General features: G+C 61.1%; 12 protein-coding genes. 7 read left to right on the top strand and 5 right to left on the bottom strand.

The window, feature by feature from the left end:
* Window positions 1-32: 32 nt before the first annotated feature.
* Together Q8Q53_RS10155 and Q8Q53_RS10150 are read right to left on the bottom strand one after the other, a co-directional pair.
* A complete protein-coding gene (locus tag Q8Q53_RS10155) occupies window positions 33-872 on the bottom strand; it encodes a fumarylacetoacetate hydrolase family protein (protein WP_305701658.1) in 840 nt (279 codons plus the stop codon).
* Complete coding sequence (locus Q8Q53_RS10150; RefSeq protein ID WP_305701657.1) at window positions 869-1888, bottom strand: VOC family protein; 1020 nt, start codon at window positions 1886-1888, stop codon at window positions 869-871. Before Q8Q53_RS10150 ends, Q8Q53_RS10155 begins: the two co-directional genes overlap by 4 nt.
* A 94-nt stretch (window positions 1889-1982) precedes the next feature.
* Between Q8Q53_RS10150 and Q8Q53_RS10145 the strand changes: the two genes are divergently transcribed.
* From Q8Q53_RS10145 to Q8Q53_RS10115, 7 genes are all read left to right on the top strand, one after another.
* Window positions 1983-2639 (top strand): TetR/AcrR family transcriptional regulator, encoded by a 657-nt coding sequence (locus Q8Q53_RS10145; protein ID WP_305701656.1) that lies wholly within the window; start codon window positions 1983-1985, stop codon window positions 2637-2639.
* Window positions 2636-3376, top strand: a complete 741-nt coding sequence (locus Q8Q53_RS10140; protein WP_305701655.1) for an SDR family NAD(P)-dependent oxidoreductase — start codon at window positions 2636-2638, stop codon at window positions 3374-3376. The genes Q8Q53_RS10145 and Q8Q53_RS10140 overlap by 4 nt, the downstream gene beginning before the upstream one ends.
* A 38-nt stretch (window positions 3377-3414) precedes the next feature.
* A complete protein-coding gene (locus Q8Q53_RS10135; protein ID WP_305701654.1) occupies window positions 3415-4989 on the top strand; it encodes an AMP-binding protein in 1575 nt (524 codons plus the stop codon).
* A 614-nt stretch (window positions 4990-5603) separates the two neighbouring features.
* The gene (locus tag Q8Q53_RS10130; protein ID WP_305701653.1) at window positions 5604-6842 is read left to right on the top strand and encodes a site-specific integrase; all 1239 of its coding nucleotides are present in this window, start codon (window positions 5604-5606) and stop codon (window positions 6840-6842) included.
* Between the two features lie 243 nt (window positions 6843-7085).
* On the top strand, window positions 7086-8546 hold the full coding sequence (locus tag Q8Q53_RS10125; protein WP_305701652.1) for a TM0106 family RecB-like putative nuclease: 1461 nt from the start codon (window positions 7086-7088) through the stop codon (window positions 8544-8546).
* Window positions 8547-8599: 53 nt separating this feature from the next.
* Window positions 8600-8914: a type II toxin-antitoxin system MqsR family toxin gene (locus tag Q8Q53_RS10120; RefSeq protein ID WP_305701651.1), complete on the top strand. Its 315-nt coding sequence runs from the start codon at window positions 8600-8602 to the stop codon at window positions 8912-8914.
* Entirely contained in the window at window positions 8911-9399 is a 489-nt protein-coding gene (locus Q8Q53_RS10115; protein WP_305701650.1) for a type II TA system antitoxin MqsA family protein, read from the top strand. The genes Q8Q53_RS10120 and Q8Q53_RS10115 overlap by 4 nt, the downstream gene beginning before the upstream one ends.
* 84 nt (window positions 9400-9483) lie before the next feature.
* Here Q8Q53_RS10115 and Q8Q53_RS10110 read toward each other — a convergent pair whose 3' ends face one another.
* The 3 genes from Q8Q53_RS10110 to Q8Q53_RS10100 are packed head-to-tail and all read right to left on the bottom strand — an operon-like array spanning window position 9484 to window position 12850.
* Window positions 9484-11148 (bottom strand): VRR-NUC domain-containing protein, encoded by a 1665-nt coding sequence (locus Q8Q53_RS10110; protein WP_305701649.1) that lies wholly within the window; start codon window positions 11146-11148, stop codon window positions 9484-9486.
* Window positions 11145-12200, bottom strand: coding sequence for a nucleotidyl transferase AbiEii/AbiGii toxin family protein (locus Q8Q53_RS10105; RefSeq protein WP_305701648.1), 1056 nt, complete (start codon window positions 12198-12200; stop codon window positions 11145-11147). Before Q8Q53_RS10105 ends, Q8Q53_RS10110 begins: the two co-directional genes overlap by 4 nt.
* Window positions 12197-12850 carry a DUF6088 family protein gene (locus Q8Q53_RS10100; protein WP_305701647.1) on the bottom strand — a complete coding sequence of 218 codons (654 nt, stop codon included), beginning with the start codon at window positions 12848-12850 and terminating at the stop codon, window positions 12197-12199. Before Q8Q53_RS10100 ends, Q8Q53_RS10105 begins: the two co-directional genes overlap by 4 nt.
* Window positions 12851-13416 lie beyond the last annotated feature (566 nt).

The following is a 13416-nucleotide window of genomic DNA, read 5'->3' as shown; positions in this document are numbered from 1 at the left end:
CCGGTGCGACCCGAGGGCTCGTCGCGTTTCCGTCAGGCTTCGTCCTGCATTACGCCTTCGATCACCCCGATGGAATCGATCTCGCAGCGCACAACGTCGCCAGCCTTGAGGAATTGACGCGGGTCCATTGCCGCACCGATCCCGCCGGGCGTTCCGGTGAACAGGCAGTCGCCGGGTTCAAGCGTCATGCCAACCGAGAGGTGTTCGACCTGTTGCCAGATGTCGAAGACGAGATGGCGGGTATTGGAATCCTGCCGCTTTTCTCCGTTTACGAAGCAGCGGATGCCCAAATTGTGCGGATCGCCAAGTTCATCGGCGGTAACGATCCATGGCCCCATCGGGGCATGGGTGTCGAAGCTCTTGCCCAGGGACCATTGCTGCGTGGCATGCTGCCACATGCGCTCAGTCATGTCGTTGCCGACACAATAGCCGAAGATGGCGGCGGGAGCATCGGCCACCGAAACATGCTTGCCGCCCGTGCCGATCACCGCAACCAGTTCGACTTCATAATCGGCCGTCGCCGTGGTTCGGGCAATGTCGATTGGATCATAGGGGGCGTTGACGCTGGTCTGCGCCTTGGTGAACCAGACCTGCCGTTCGGGCGTGCCCATCTTCGATTCTTCGATATGGTCGGCATAGTTGAGGCCGATGGCAAAGATCTTGCCGGGGCGCTGCACTGGTGCTTCCAGCTTTACCGATGACAGCGGCACACCAGCGCCTGTTGCTGCCCTTGCTTCCAGAACGGGCTTCAGCGCGTCCCAATCACGGATCAGGTCGATCATCGTGCCATCGACGCCGCTGTCGATAATCTGGTCGCCCACGACGATCCCGGTGCGGGTCTGGCCATTGGCGGTAAAGGTTGCGAGCTTCATGCGGGGGTTCCTTTGGGCTGGCGGCTGAACAGCCGTTTGATACGGATATTGAGCGCGGTGAAGAACGAGACCAGCCCCGGCGGGGGCGGCATCTTTCCAGCAAACATCGGGTGCGGGGTGCCCCACTGGACGGCCAGCAGCGCACTCATCGGCATTTTTTGCGGCGGATCGGCGGCGGTGAACAAGTCACCATCGGTCCAATGTTCCAGCTCATTGCCGAACGGGTCTTTCCAGTAATCGAACACCTGACTGCCCATGATGTGGCGGCCGACGCCCCATGCGGCTTCGCGCTTCTTCGCCTTCAGATGCTGGTGTCCGAGCATCAGGTCATCGAGATTGGCGACTTCGAATGCGGCGTGCAGCAGGCCGAGTTCGCCAGGCAACTGCGCAAGGAAGAGCGTATGATGATCCGCCGGCTTGTCGCCCCGGTCGCAGCGCATGAACGCCCCCAAGGGCACATCCTTGGCCGCCTCGACCTCGTCGGAGGTCAGAAAGCCGAAACGGTCCTTGTACCATTTCTCGCTAAGACGGAAATCGCGCACCTTGAGCACGGCATGGCCGATGCGCTTGACGTGCGCGGGTGCGGCTTCAAACCGCACGGTCGATCGAAAGCGCGGCTTGGCTGCCGCCGTGTTGCGCGGCGGATCGGCGAAGGGCAGCGAAGACTCCAGCTTCGCCTGTCCGGCCACGACCTCGACACCATAGCCATCGGGATCGATTAGCCGGACAATTTTGCCGCCGCCGGGCTCGTCCAGCTCCTCCACAGGCACGCCTTCTGCAGCGGCGAGCATCTCCAGATCGACGATGGTCTCGGCCCTGAAACCTACGGCGAGGAATTTGGCCTGGCCCGGCTGGGTAACGTGGATGAATGGCCGACCATCGCTGCCGCTGCCATAGAGCCGCCCGCCTTCTTCGACACAATGCATCCCGAAGTCTTCAAGGAAGGCCCGCATCGCCGCGAGGTCCGGCGCGGCAAAGCGCACATGCGCAATGTCTTCAATTCGGATGATGCCCATCCTCCCACTCCCTCAGTCCGACTCAGCCAATAATTTTGTTGACTATATGGTCATATGATTCGATATGACTACATAGTCAAGTAGGGAATGAACCATGACCGAGCCGCTGCTGTCCCCGCGAGCCGCCAGAACGCGCTCGGCACTCTTGTCAGCGGGTATGGAATTGATGGTCGATCGGCCCGTCGATGCCATTGCGATCGATGAATTTGTCGCGTCGGCGCGCGTCGCAAAGGGCTCCTTCTTCAATCATTTCAAAGACAAGCGAGAGTACGCAAATGCGATAGCGCGCGAGATCCGGACCGAAATCGAATATTGGGTCGGAACGATCAATTCGGGCATAACCGACCCTTTGGAGCGGTTGGCTGGTGGAATGATTGCCGCGGCAGCTTACGCTCTGGCCAGGCCACAACGCACCGTTGTCTTGGCGCGTTCCTTCAACGGCCTTTCGTTAGGCGACCATCCAATCAATGCCGGGTTGCTGCGGGATCTGCGCGATGCAGCCAACCAAGGCCAGATCCACATCCCTTCCGAACAGGCCGGCGTGCTCTACTGGCTGGGCAGCTGCCAAACTTTGATGGGAGGCATCGTCGAGGGTGCAGCCGGTCATGAGGCGGTAGAGGCACTGCTAATGCAAATGCTTGAGCTGGGCCTGCGTGGCTTGGGGGCCGACCCTGCGCAAATTGCCCGCGCCGCCGGGCCGCCGACCGTCAAAGGCAGATTTGCCTCCTTGGAGGGGGCGCCGAGGCAATGATCACCAGCGGACCGTTCCACGGCAAGGTCGTCGCGATTACCGGGGGCACCTCCGGGATCGGGCAGGCGCTGGTTGCAGCGTTCCTTGAGGCGGGTGCCAAGGTCGCCACCTGTGCTCGCAGCGCTGACTCCGTGGCAGCCTTTGCAAAAGCTAACCCGGATCTGCTGTGTATTGCCGCGGACGTCACCGAAACTGCAGGCCGTCAGCGGTTCCTCGATTTCATCGATGTGCAATTTGGCAGGCTCGACATTCTGATCAGCAATGCCGGGCGGCTGGTCGAGCGCGACTTCGCCGGCGACAGTCTGGCCGATGATGCGCTCGCCGAAGAATTCGCCTTGAACCTCGTCGCACCAGTGCAGCTGACCGCGGCAGCGCTTGCGCGTTTCCCAATGCTTGAAGCGATCGTTCTCGTCAGCTCGGGCTATGCGTTGGTCACGCCCACCCGGTCTCCGACTTATGGCGCGGCCAAAGCCGGGCTGCATGGGTTTGCCGAAGGCCTTCGCCGCCAGCTCCAGCTCCGAAATGTACACGTCCTGGAAGTGTTGCCGCCTGCCGTCGATACCCCGGCGATAGCCCATCGCGACGTTCCGAAAGTGAGCCCCGAGGCCGTCGCGGATGCCACGATTGCCGCACTCAAGGCGCGGCGGCCCACCGCGATGATCGGTGCGGTCCGCTGGCTGCCCTGGCTATTGCGGCTTGCCCCAGGGATTCTAGCCGATCGCATTGCGCAGACCTGAAAGCAGGCCAGAGAGCATGCATGGAGGGAGAGAGAAGAATGCAAGAATCTATCACGCCATTCGAAGGAATGGACATCAGAACCCTGATCGACGCCCGTGCTGCGAACCGATGCGACCATCCGTTCCTGATCTGGGAGCCGTTCGAGGGGGAGGGCCGGTCCTGGTCCTACGCTGAATTTGCCAATGCGGTGAAGCGGTTCGGCGCAGGATTGCAGGCCCGCGGCGTCAAGGCCAAAGATCGCGTGTTGATCCATCTCGACAATTGTCCGGAAGCGCTGATTGCCTGGTTGGGCTGTGCATATGCGGGCGTGGTTCCGGTCACCACAAATACGCGCTCGACGCTGGACGATCTAGCCTTTTTCACTTCACACAGCCGCTCGGTTGCAGCGATCACACAGCCTTCGTTTGCGGAACTGGTGCGAACTGCAACGCCGTCGATAGCCTGGCGTGCGGTCACCGCAACCCGTAGCGTTATCGTTTCCGATGCCGCTTTGACTGGGTTCAATGCGTTCGAGGAGATAGATGGTGATCCCGCAGAGCTTACCCCGAGGCCGCACGAGCCGATGGCACCCTTCGGGATTCAATACACCTCCGGCACGACGGCAAGGCCCAAAGCGGTGCTGTGGACGCATGCCAATGCCCTTTGGGGTGCCCGCGTCAGCGCTCTTCACGAAGATTTGCGCCCGGACGACGTCCATCTCACGCATCTGCCATTGTTTCACACCAATGCGCAGGTCTATTCGGTGCTCGCCAGTCTGTGGGTTGGCGCGACAATAGTTCTCATGCCGCGCTTTTCGGCCTCGCGCTTCTGGCCCGTCTCACTCAGGCACCAGGCGACCTGGACTTCGATGGTGCCCTTCTGCGCCAAGGCGCTGCTCGACCAGCCCGTGCCCGAACAGCATAGCTATAGATGGTGGGGTAATGGGATCTGCGCGCCCGGATGGGACAGGCATTTTGGCGTGACGACGCTCGGCTGGTGGGGAATGACCGAAACCGTCGCGCACGGAATCGTCGGCATGACCGATCTCGACAACACCCCGATGTCCATGGGTCGGCCGTCACCAGCTTATGGAATTCATGTGCTCGATACCGAGGGCAATCCTGTCAAACCGGGCGAGGTTGGGGATCTCTATGTCGGCGGGCAGCGTGGCGTGTCGCTGTTCCAGGAATATGTCGATGACCCCGAAGCAACAACGAAGGCTTTCACTGCCGAAGGGCTCCTTATCACAGGTGATCGCGTCAAGCTGGGAGAGGACGGATCGCTGTTCTTTGCCGATCGCGCCAAGGACATGCTCAAGATCGGCGGCGAGAATGTCGCGGCTTCGGAAATTGAGGCAGCCATTCTCTCGGTTGATGGCGTTGCCGAGGTCGCGGTTGTCGGGATGTTCCATCCCATGCTCGATGAAGTACCCGCAGCCTTCGTCATTCCTGCGACCGGGAAAAGCGATGACCTTGAGATCCGGATTGCGGAAGCCTGCGAGCGACACCTTGCCGATTTCAAGCGCCCACACGTGATCCGCCTGGTCGATCAACTGCCGAGATCAACGCTGGAAAAGGTTGCCAAGGCAGAACTACGGGCCATGCTGTCTCCTTCGTCTAGCGCCACGGCATAGCCGAACGCGACCGGATGGCAGGGGCGGACACCCGCGATGCCCAACTGCCCGCCATTTCTTCCGGTTCGGCTTCGCTACCTTGGCGAGCTCGACGACGGGAGTCACGCGAGGATGGTGGCCGATTGTATCGCGAGCCTCTCCGAATCCGAAGCTGTCGCCCTCCACGCACGCCTGACCGGGACCGCGTCTGGCTCAGTCCTCGATCCTATTGTTAGGTAGACTCGTTACCTTGCCGGTTACCTATGGGCCCGGCCCCCGAAGGCGAAAAGTCGCGGAAATGTTGGAAAAACTGGAGCGGGCGAAGGGATTCGAACCCTCGACCCCAACCTTGGCAATCGGCCCGAGACGATTTTCCGGTCTTAGCCGAATCCACGCTATGACACCATAAAGCACCGTATTTAGACATTTTTCTTGCAGTCTCGAATCGCCGACACTACCCAGCCCTACCCCAGATCTGGAATTCGATTGCTTATTTTGTAAGCAGGTTCGGCGCCTTTGTAAGCAAAAATAAGCAGCTCGTAAGATTGCGAACAACCAATCGTCGAGCAGCGCGGCCCGAGCATAATAGGCATCGGAATAAGATCTGGAACCCAGTCGCAAAGGTAGCCGGAAATATGCCGAAACTGACAAAGCAGGTCGTCCAAGCTCTGAAACTCTCGGCGGATCCCCGGGGCCCTTCCGTAATGTGGCTTTGGGATACAGAGCTTCGCGGATTCGGCGTCAGCGTTGGGCGAGCCGGAACGAAGAGTTTCGTCGTCCAGTATCGAAACGAGCAGGGCAAGACCCGGCGAAAGGTGATCGGCCGCTATGGCCTCATGACGGTGGAGGAAGCACGGCGCATTGCCCGCGTCATGCTTGGAGATGTAGCCCGTGGTCATGATCCGGCCGAAGAGGCGCCGCCCCAAGTTGGGCACACCATTGACAGCATCTGCGACTGGTACCTTGAGCGCGCTGAAACCGCACAGATCATCGGGCGCAGCCGCAGGCCGATCAAGGCCTCCACACTGGCAATGGATCGCAGCCGTATCGATGCACACATCCGACCCTTGCTCGGCAACTGGCCGATTGACAGACTCAAGCTTGGCGACATCGAGGCAGCGCAAGCCCAGATCGTCGCCGGCGTTACAGCGAAGCCGCGGATTGGTTCGCGCGGCGGCGCGACCAGGGGCGGCGAGGGCGTTGCGGCGCGCACCATGTCCACATTGCATTCGATACTGGAACATGGCGTTCGGCTCGGCGAAATCGATCGAAATCCCGCTCGCGGCATTCGCCGGATCGCCAGCACGCCAAAGATGCGCTGGCTGTCACAGGCTGAAATCCGCAGGCTCGGGCGTGCGCTGCACGAGGCCCAGCTCGAATACGAACACCCCAAGGGCATTGCAGTCATCCGTCTGCTTCTCCTCACCGGCTTCCGGCGGCTCGAAGCCCTGAGCCTGGAGCGCAAATGGTTGCTCGAGGAAGAGCATGCGATCCACTTCGCAACCACCAAGACAGGTGCCCAGAGGCGAGTGATCGGCGAGGCCGCAGTTGCCCTGTTAAAGGCGCAACCGCTCACGCGCTCAAAATACTTCTTCCCGGCTGACTGGGGTGATGGCCATTTCATCGGCCTCGTGCGCGTCTTCGACCGGATCTGTGTCCGCGCTGAAATCGAGAACGTCACGCCTCACATTCTGCGACACACATTCGCCAGCGTGGCGGGAGGCATGGGATACTCCGAACTCACCATCGCCGCCCTGTTGGGTCACGCCTCGCGCGGAATCACGCAGCGCTACATCCATATCGATGAACCGCTACGCGCCGCCGCTACCGCCGTTTCCAATCGAATTACGGAGTTACTCAACGAGTCGATCTGAGTGCGGGAAGCCGGTCCTGGATTTACCCATGGCTGCTGCAGTGCTCGGTGTCCGAAAAATGTATACGAATTTCGGACACGTCTGCGCCACGCGACCTTTCCCGCTGCTGTAGCAATTGCGCGGCTGGACCCGTTCAGCACTGGCAGCTGAACGTGTGATCAGGTCAACTTTACTGCTGCTTAAACGTTGGGTGAACGGCGAAATTCGAGTTAGTCAGGCACCGCAATGCAAATCAGCGCCTCAATGCTCTACAATTTGGTCCAGTGCCCCAAGCGGGTAGCTTTGGACCTGTTCGGTGATCTCTCGATCCGCGATGAGGTCAGCGCTTTTGTCCAACTTCTGTGGGAACAGGGCGCGGCCTACGAGCAGAAGGTCATGGCCTCGGGCGCACATGCGGCGCTCGATCTCAGTGCGTTCGAAGGCGAAGAGAAGGAGCGGCTGACCCACGAGGCCATGGCCCGGGGCGAGCCGCTGATCTACGCCGGGCGGATCAGCGCCGATGACCTGGTCGGCATACCCGACCTCCTGCGCAAGGTCGCGGGCGGCTATGTCCCGATCGACATCAAGTCGGGCGCGGGCAAGGAGGGCGGTGGCGAGGACGACGATGGCAAGCCCAAGCTGCCCTACGCGGTCCAGCTCTGCCTCTATGTCGACGTGCTCGAACGGCTCGGGCTGTCGGCCGGCCGCCAGGCCTGGATCTACGACGTGCGCGGCGAGGAAGTGCTCTATGAACTCGATGCACCGCGCGGCCCCAGGGGCAAGGCGACGATCTGGGAGGAATATCAGGACCGACTCGCCGAGGCGCGGCGAATTGTCGCGAGCGGCGGGCTATGCCGAGGCGCGCTGTCCGCCAAATGCAAGGAATGCCACTGGCGCAGCGCCTGCTCGATGGAGCTCAAGTCGAACGATGACCTGACGCTGATCCCGTTCCTTGGGCGCGCCATGCGCGACGCGATGGTCGATACCATCGGTAGTGTCGGTGAATTCGCCCAGTGCGATCCCGAAGCCTTCATGGTCGGCAAGAAGACCGTCTTTGCCGGGATCGGTCCCGACCGGCTGCGCAAGTTCCATCTGCGCGCACGCCTGCTAAGCGATCCCGATGCCCGGCCGATGCTGACCGCCGTCGTCCCCCTGCCGCGCTCCGAGGTCGAGCTGTTCTTCGACATCGAGGTCGATACGATGCGCGATCTCACCTACCTCCACGGCATCGTCGAGCGGCGCGGCGGCGACAGCGCGAACGAGCGCTTCCATGCCTTCTTTGCCGAAGACGAGAGCGCCGAAGCCGAGCGCGCGGCCTTTGCCGGGTCCTTCGCGCTGCTGACCGCCGACCCCGGGGCGACGATCTGGTACTATTCGAAATACGAGCGGACGCTCTACCGCAAGCTCCAGGCGCGGTATCCCGACGTCTGTTCGGCGGAAGATGTCGAGCGCCTGTTTGACCCGGCCCGTGCGATCGATCTCTACTATGATGTGGTGACCAAGGCGACCGAATGGCCGACCAACGACCATTCGATCAAGACTTTGGCGAAATACCTTGGCTTTGCCTGGCGCGACAACAATCCCTCTGGTGCAGCCTCGATCGAGTGGTTCGACCAGTGGGTCAAGACGCGCGATCCGGCGATGCGGCAACGGATCCTTGACTACAACGAGGACGACTGCCGGGCGACGCGGGTGCTGCTTGACGGGATTAGGGGACTGGCGTGACCAGGGCATGTCCCAAAAGCGGTACTTGAAAATTAACCTCTAAGGTGTATCTTGTGACGGTAAAGCGCAAACCCCATCACGATCTCGCGGCCATTCAGGCGAAGTTCTGTGATGCGGACAGTCTGGAAATCACGTTGAAGGCGACGCGTGATGCCCAGGCCCTGGGTTATACGCTCGAAGACGTGGTCGATGTCGTGCAGGCGCTCGAGGCGAGAGATTTTGTGAAGTCGGAAACGGCGCACTCCCCTCCCAACCCGAAAGTCTGGCACGACACTTACCGGATCCCGTTCGGCGGGCTCTGGCTCTATCTGAAGTTCGCCGGCGAGACGCTGATCGACATCGTGCTGACGTCGTTCAAGGAGGCATGACCGTGAGTGAGAGCCGTATCCATCCCGAGACGGGCAAAGTGCTGACGCGCGCTGTGCGCGAGCAGACCGTCGCCGTCGGATCGCTGGTGCGCAGCGTTGCGGTCCCTGGCTGGTATCCCGACGACGACAGCGATTCCATCCATTCGGGTGCCGATCTCAGAGCGCTAAATGCGGCCTATGTCGAGCTGCGTGAGGCCTATGCGGCCCGCGTGAAGGCCGTGCGCAAGAAGTTGCGGCTTACCCAGGAGGAAGCCGGGCGCATCATCGGCGGCGGACGGCGGGCCTTCCAGAAATACGAGAGCGGTGTGACCCCGCCGAGCGATGCGGCGGTGGGGCTGATCGAGTTGCTCGACCGCCATCCCGAAGACGTGGAACTGCTGCGGCAGCTCAGAGTGCGCTCGGCGGCGACGGGGCAGTTCGCCGGGCCGGTGACGATGAATGCCAAGGGCTCGCGAAACCGGCGGCGAAAATTGGCTGCCGCCTGACCGACCACACGCTGCTTCGTTTTTGATTGTTACATTGGACCTCAAACGGCGCCAGCGATCGCCGGGCAATCACCGAATTCCCCTTCAGGATATCTTCCGCACTTCTGCCAGGCCAACATCGAAGCCGAGCGGCAGCAGCAACTTGGAGATCAGCCGTGTCTGACTGGCATGAAAGGAGTCGCTCGGTCCCTTGACCTCGACAAACCTGACCTTGCCGCCTTGCCATAGCGTGAGGTCAGGCCATCCAGCCCGCAGGTCATAAGGAGCTGTTGCGAATACGGTGGCGATTTCGGCGAGACGGTCGGTTCCCAGTGCATCGAACAGACTGATCACGTGATGCTCGCGCACGTTGGGGTAATATGCCGGAGAATTGCCGGCGCTTGCAGCAATCACCTTCCAGTTCCTCTCGATTTGGCGCCGGGTCGCATTCGAGACGGTTGCGATCAGTCGTTCCGGCGCAAAGCGATCCTGGTCGAAGGCGACATTCTGGGCATAGAGTGCCTCGACGAAGGTGTCAGAATTGCGGACATCAAGCGCTTCGAACGAAGCCGCTTTGATGAGCGTCAGGATCAGCCCGCCTTCCGATGCGGCACCGTCCCAGCCAATTGACTTGTAGTGGTCGAGAGCGCCGATTTCGACGGTCGTCCACAGACCGTTTGCTCCGTGCCTCCAGTCCTTGCCGTCTCCCTTTTCAAGCAGGACGACTTCGTGCTGGATTCCAAGCCGCCCAGCCTGTTGCTCGAAACGGCTCAGGCGTTTGGCACCCGGTTTGGCGACGGTTGTTCCCAACGTTTTTCGCAGCTGCTCGACGCGGCGGGCAACACCCACCTTCGGATCGATGGTAAGCGCGTCGTCATAGGCCTTTACGGCCTGAGCGATCTCGCCCGCCTGTTCATGGAGTTCCCCGAGCAGCCGATAGGCCCGGGCCTGTTGCCATACCTCGCCGTCCCGGGCGGCGACCCCCAGGCCTCCGATAATCTCGCTGCGAAGCGGATGATCGTTTGCGCTCGTCGCAACCAGGACCGACTGGATGACGTTCAGGTCGCCAGCACCAATCCTTCGCAGCTGCCAGGCTTCGCGCTCGACCATGGTCCCGGTGAAATCGTACCCGACCCGCTCACCATCCTTCATGCAAAGGTAGACCCGCCGGTCTTCGCAATCCCACTCATAGTCCTCGGCCCAGCCCGTCTCGACTTCCCACCGCGCCACTTCGCGGCCGGCAGCAAGATCGAAGAGCATATAGCGGCAACTGTCGGCACTGCCGGGCGCATTGGCAGTCTGGCAGATCGCGAACTTCCCGTCAGGTGACAGACTGTTGCTCATCAAATTGGCGGCAAACTGCTGTGTTACCAACTGCGAGCCGTCCGGCGCGAATGCGACAAAACGCCCTTGCAGGCCCTCACCAAACATCCAGTCGTGCAGGATCACTGTTCCGTTGTCGGCAACACGGCCCTCCTGCGGTCGTTCAAGACGTCCAGTCGTTACGATCCGGTCATCAAGAAGCAGCGACCATGACCCGTGTCCTTCACTTCGGTTGCCACCCCGACGGCCATCAGGCGTCCTGTCAGCCCAGATCAGGCGGTAGCGCTTGTTGGGCGATACGGCCTGGTGACCGATGAAATCGAGCGCGTCGATGCTGACAAGATTATGCCCGAGCTCGTCGATCTCCAGTCGGCCTGCGAGCGGACGGGGTGAAGTTTCAGGTGCGGCTTGTCGCTTCGAGAAGAGCCGTTGAAAGAAGCCCGTCACGTTTGCGCACTTTGGGCGTTCAATTTGGTCTCCAGTGCGGCAACGGCCTCGATCACCGCGTCGAACGCAGGAGGTTCACCAAAGATCATCACGCTCATGGCGCGATAATCCTGTCGAAGGTCGTCGACCATCCCGCCATCGGGGCACAGGGCAAATGTTGGTGGTTGCGCCGATGCCAGATCGAAATCGGGCCGATTGAAGAACATGCGGGCATGGGCAACGCAGTCTGCGCCGAGCGCGGTGTCCTTCATTGCCGCTTTCCCGCTGTCGGACTGGAGCATACGGAAGAGGTCGTAATAGTGCCGCGAGATGCGCTGGCCGTTGCCGCGGAGCAGCCCGCGAATGTCGTACCATCGGCGCAGACCGTGAAGGATCACGACCTTGTCCCAGAAAGTCCGCTCCGCATCGACTACGGTTATCCCCGGTATCGCCAGGTCGAACCCCGGAACATCTGCGTCGACATAGGGTGTGATCGTCCGCACCGAATTGGGATCGAGCGCTGACTTGGCACCGGATTCGATTTTGACGGACTTGGCGATGTAGGGGTCTGTCGGCGTGACACTGGGATAGCCAAGCAGCAATGTCTGCCGGTCGTGCGCGTCGGCTCTTACGGTAATGGCCTCTTGTCCAAGTCCGGTGCGCGCGCATGTTTCGGCGCAGATAGTCGCCAGACGTTCTGCAAGCGGGCCGTTGATATAGGCTTCACAGGCCTGCTTGATCGCATCCAAGGCTGCACTGCGCTTTTTCCCGCTCAGCGCCGCCAGTTCAGCGACGGACGCCGGGATCCCGAGATCGTCGCGGAAGACCGTGACGTCGATGTCTTCTGAAAAGCGCTGGATTAGCCCGAAAGCCTTGGAAAGCGAGGTGCCGCCCTTGAACAGCAGTCGGGGGCCGTCGCCCAGGCCGTTGAACAGGGCGTCGAGCGTCCAGCAAACCCAGAAGTCCTTTTCAACATTTTGCGGCGTTGTACCAAGCCGCTGAGCTGTCGCTGCGAACAGGCCGCTTCGGGTCTGCGCCTCTGCGCGCAGGATTTCGTCAAAGGCGGCATTCATGCAGCGGACGCTTCATCGGCGATGAGTGGTCGCAGCATGTCCTGCATCCAGGCCGGAAGGGTCGTCATCCCATCGGCAAGATCGGCCCGCAGATCGGCCCCATGTACGGGATCAGCCAGCAGACTGGCCAGTCTCTGGTGCCATTGATCATCATCGGCTCCCGGCATCGTGTCGCGCAGCCAGTGGAGGGCCTGGACAATCCGCATCGCCGGGCGCCCTGCCCAATGAAGTTTGCTGGCAGCCGTATGCTTGAACGTGATGGCAAGATTGCCGAGCTTGATCGACTTGGGCCGGGCCTCGCTGTGCACAACGATCTTGGCCGGCACGGCATTGGTGAAGCCGAGATCGTTGGCGGCGGTCATTCCGTCGACCAGAACGCGAATCTGGTCGCGCCGTGCAACGGCATCTATGACTGCGCGCGGGTCGGGGGCGCTTTGTTGCTGGGTCAGGCTGTTGAATTGTGGCTTATCATAAAGCCCACGGTCGATCCGCCGCAATTCACCCCATTTGACGAGGCGCTGGAGCGTCTTGTCCACCGCGTCGCGTCCGCCAAGGTCCAGGAAATCCGTGGGCGTCCAGACAGCCCCCGCCACGCCTTGGCCGATGCGGTCGAGGATGAGAGCTTTGAGGCGAGGCGATTGAGCATCCATGTCCGAAATTTGTATCACAATTTCGGACGTTGTCCATTCCGGTCTGTCCGAAAAATGTAGACATATTTCGGACAACAAGGAGCTGGGCTCAATAGTATGGCTCAGCCCACCCGGACCTCGAACTGACCGCCCCGCCACGTTACAGATCCTATGACTGAAATGATTATTGTCCGAGGTTTTGGAACATGAAGGGCCGCATATAGCCAGTTCATTCCGCACCGTGATGCAAGCGGTGCAGGATTGTGGCGGAAGCCCGAAACCGGGTTGGGGGAAGGCTTTCCCCTGAGCCCGAGCCGCGTGAGCGTCTCCGGCTACCCCTTCGTGCGGGGACACCCCGCAACGCCCCGGGAAGATTGAAAGAAGGGCGGAAGGGGGAAGTTGCAACGGCGCTTGGCGGCAAAGGGCCGTGGCATCCGAAGCTTGGCCTGGAAGGACTGGCAGAGCTACCGAACTTCGCCGGTCTGCGCAGCTCTAGTCACCGGATTCAATGCTATTGCAGCAGGTCGCGCTGATCGTTTTGGCGCGCTTCGATCACTCTCCACGCATCTTGGATGCCGGGCTCCGCA

Source organism: Novosphingobium sp., assembly GCF_030699305.1.
Lineage (GTDB): Bacteria > Pseudomonadota > Alphaproteobacteria > Sphingomonadales > Sphingomonadaceae > Novosphingobium.
This window is presented reverse-complemented; position numbering and strand designations above follow the sequence as displayed.

What these genes read in the sequence shown, in the direction of transcription:
- Q8Q53_RS10155 (WP_305701658.1), bottom strand. Translation starts at nt 872, where the DNA reads ATGAAGCTCGCAACCTTTACCGCCAATGGCCAGACCCGCACCGGGATC.
- Q8Q53_RS10150 (WP_305701657.1), bottom strand. Translation starts at nt 1,888, where the DNA reads ATGGGCATCATCCGAATTGAAGACATTGCGCATGTGCGCTTTGCCGCG.
- Q8Q53_RS10145 (WP_305701656.1), top strand. Translation starts at nt 1,983, where the DNA reads ATGACCGAGCCGCTGCTGTCCCCGCGAGCCGCCAGAACGCGCTCGGCA.
- Q8Q53_RS10140 (WP_305701655.1), top strand. Translation starts at nt 2,636, where the DNA reads ATGATCACCAGCGGACCGTTCCACGGCAAGGTCGTCGCGATTACCGGG.
- Q8Q53_RS10135 (WP_305701654.1), top strand. Translation starts at nt 3,415, where the DNA reads ATGCAAGAATCTATCACGCCATTCGAAGGAATGGACATCAGAACCCTG.
- Q8Q53_RS10130 (WP_305701653.1), top strand. Translation starts at nt 5,604, where the DNA reads ATGCCGAAACTGACAAAGCAGGTCGTCCAAGCTCTGAAACTCTCGGCG.
- Q8Q53_RS10125 (WP_305701652.1), top strand. Translation starts at nt 7,086, where the DNA reads ATGCTCTACAATTTGGTCCAGTGCCCCAAGCGGGTAGCTTTGGACCTG.
- Q8Q53_RS10115 (WP_305701650.1), top strand. Translation starts at nt 8,911, where the DNA reads ATGACCGTGAGTGAGAGCCGTATCCATCCCGAGACGGGCAAAGTGCTG.
- Q8Q53_RS10105 (WP_305701648.1), bottom strand. Translation starts at nt 12,200, where the DNA reads ATGAATGCCGCCTTTGACGAAATCCTGCGCGCAGAGGCGCAGACCCGA.
- Q8Q53_RS10100 (WP_305701647.1), bottom strand. Translation starts at nt 12,850, where the DNA reads ATGGATGCTCAATCGCCTCGCCTCAAAGCTCTCATCCTCGACCGCATC.